This window comes from Verrucosispora sp. SN26_14.1 (assembly GCF_004307965.1).
Lineage (GTDB): Bacteria > Actinomycetota > Actinomycetes > Mycobacteriales > Micromonosporaceae > Micromonospora.
On the sequence record NZ_SISL01000714.1, the window covers coordinates 1 to 1958 of the forward strand.

The 1958-nt window shown below is 68.6% G+C and carries 2 protein-coding genes; both read right to left on the reverse strand.

Annotated elements, in window-relative coordinates; genetic code table 11:
• Window positions 1-55: 55 nt before the first annotated feature.
• The gene (locus EYA84_RS31215; protein WP_131057775.1) at window positions 56-1039 is read right to left on the reverse strand and encodes a carbohydrate ABC transporter permease; all 984 of its coding nucleotides are present in this window, start codon (window positions 1037-1039) and stop codon (window positions 56-58) included.
• Window positions 1036-1956 carry a sugar ABC transporter permease gene (locus EYA84_RS31220; protein ID WP_201272540.1) on the reverse strand — a complete coding sequence of 307 codons (921 nt, stop codon included), beginning with the start codon at window positions 1954-1956 and terminating at the stop codon, window positions 1036-1038. Before EYA84_RS31220 ends, EYA84_RS31215 begins: the two co-directional genes overlap by 4 nt.
• Window positions 1957-1958: the final 2 nt, after the last annotated feature.

Here is a 1958-nt window from a genome sequence, read left to right on the forward strand (position 1 = left end):
GGCCGGACCCACCGAGGTGGGTCCGGCCCCTGCCGGGCGGCCGCACCGCGCCCGGTCAGCCCTTCACCGCGCCGGTGATCACACCCTTGGTGAAGTGCCGTTGCACGAACGGATAGATGATCACGGCGGGGATGACCGTCACGATCACCACGGCCATCTTGACCGCGAGCGTCGGCGGGTACGCGGTCACGCCGGGCAGGCTCACCGACGCGCCGGAGACGTTCGGTGACTGTCCGGCCAGGATGTAGCTCTGCAGCACCCGCTGGATCGGGAACTTGTCGTTGGAGTCGATGTAGAGCACCGCGTTGAAGTACGCGTTCCAGTAGCCGACCGCGTAGAAGAGGCCGACCACGGCGATCACCGCCTTGGACAGCGGCAGCACGATCCGGGTGAGGATGCGCACTTCGCCCGCGCCGTCGATGCGGGCGCTGTCGAGCAGTTCGGCCGGCACGTTCATGAAGAACGCGCGGATCACCACCAGGTTGAACACGCTGATCGCGCTGGGCAGGATCAGTGACCAGATGCTGTCCTTGAGACCCAGGCCGGTCACCACCAGATAGCTCGGCACCAGCCCCGGGAAGATCAGGAACGTCAGCAGGAAGTAGAACAGCAGTCCACGGTGGCCGACCGAACCGGGCCGGGACAGCCCGTACGCGGCCAGCATGGTGAGCAGCAGGCTGACCGTGGTGCCGAGCACGGTCACCAGGGTGCTGATCCACACCGCTCGGGTGACGTCACCGCCGCTGAAGATGGTGATGTACGCCGACGGGTCGATCTCCCGGGGGATGACGACCATGCCGCCCGCGTCGTCGATGGTGCCGCGCGAGGCGAGACTGGTGACCAGCACCGCCCAGAGCGGCACCAGCACCGCCGCGACCAGCAGGGTGAGCACGACGCCCTTGCCGATGGTCAGGGACGTCGAGGGGCGGCCCGCCCACACCGGACGACCGGGGTGGCGTCGCCGGGGCGGCGGTCCGGGTGGCCCCGCCGTCGTCGGTGCCACGGGCACCGGTCCGGCACCACTGAGCTGCGCGGTCATGATTTCGCGTACACCCCCTGCTCGCCGAGCCGGTGCGCGACCTTGTTCGCGGTGATGATCAGCGCCAGGCCGACCACCGCCTTGAACAGGCCCGCCGCGGCGCCGAGTCCCCACTGCTGGGTACTGATCGCCTGGTAGTAGACGAAGGTGTCGAGCACTTCCGCGGCCTCCCGGCCGACCGCCTCACGTTGCAGGATGAACTGCTCGAAGCCGACCGAGAGCGCGTCGCCGAGCCGCATGATGAGCAGCAGCACGATCACCGGACGCAGACCGGGCAGGGTGATGTGCCACAGTCGCCGCCACCGCCCGGCGCCGTCGGCCGCCGCCGCCTCGTACAGGTTCTGGTCGATCGCGGAGAGCGCGGCCAGGAAGACGATCGCGCCCCAGCCCAGGTCCTTCCAGACCGCCTCGGCGGTGACCAGCACGATGAACGTGTCCGGGTTGGTCATGATCTCCCAGGGCTGCATACCGGCCTGGCGCATCTCCTGGGCCAGCAGCCCGGCCCCGCCGAACATCTGCACGAAGAACGTCACCACCAGCACCCAGCTGAAGAAGTGCGGCAGGTAGACGACGCTCTGCACGAATCCGCGCAGCCGCCCGGAGACCACGCTGTTGAGGATGAGCGCCAGCAGGATCGGCAGCGGGAAGAAGAACACCAACTGGAAGGCGGTGATGCTCAGCGTGTTGCGGACCGCGTCCCAGAACAGCGGGTCGCGGAAGAGTGCCTCGAAGTTGCCGAAGCCGATCCACTCGCTGTTGAGGAACGCGTCCAGCGGGTCGTCGCCGACGAACGGGTTGTAGTCCTGGAAGGCGATGACGTTGCCCAGCGTGGGCAGGTAGTGGAAGACCAGCAGCAGCAGCGCCGCCGGGGCGGCCATCGCCAGCAGCGGCCAGTCGCGGCGCAGCCGGGCCCGCAGGC

Coding starts and splice junctions, on each gene's coding strand:
- EYA84_RS31215 (WP_131057775.1), bottom strand. CDS start 1,039: ATGACCGCGCAGCTCAGTGGTGCCGGACCGGTGCCCGTGGCACCGACG.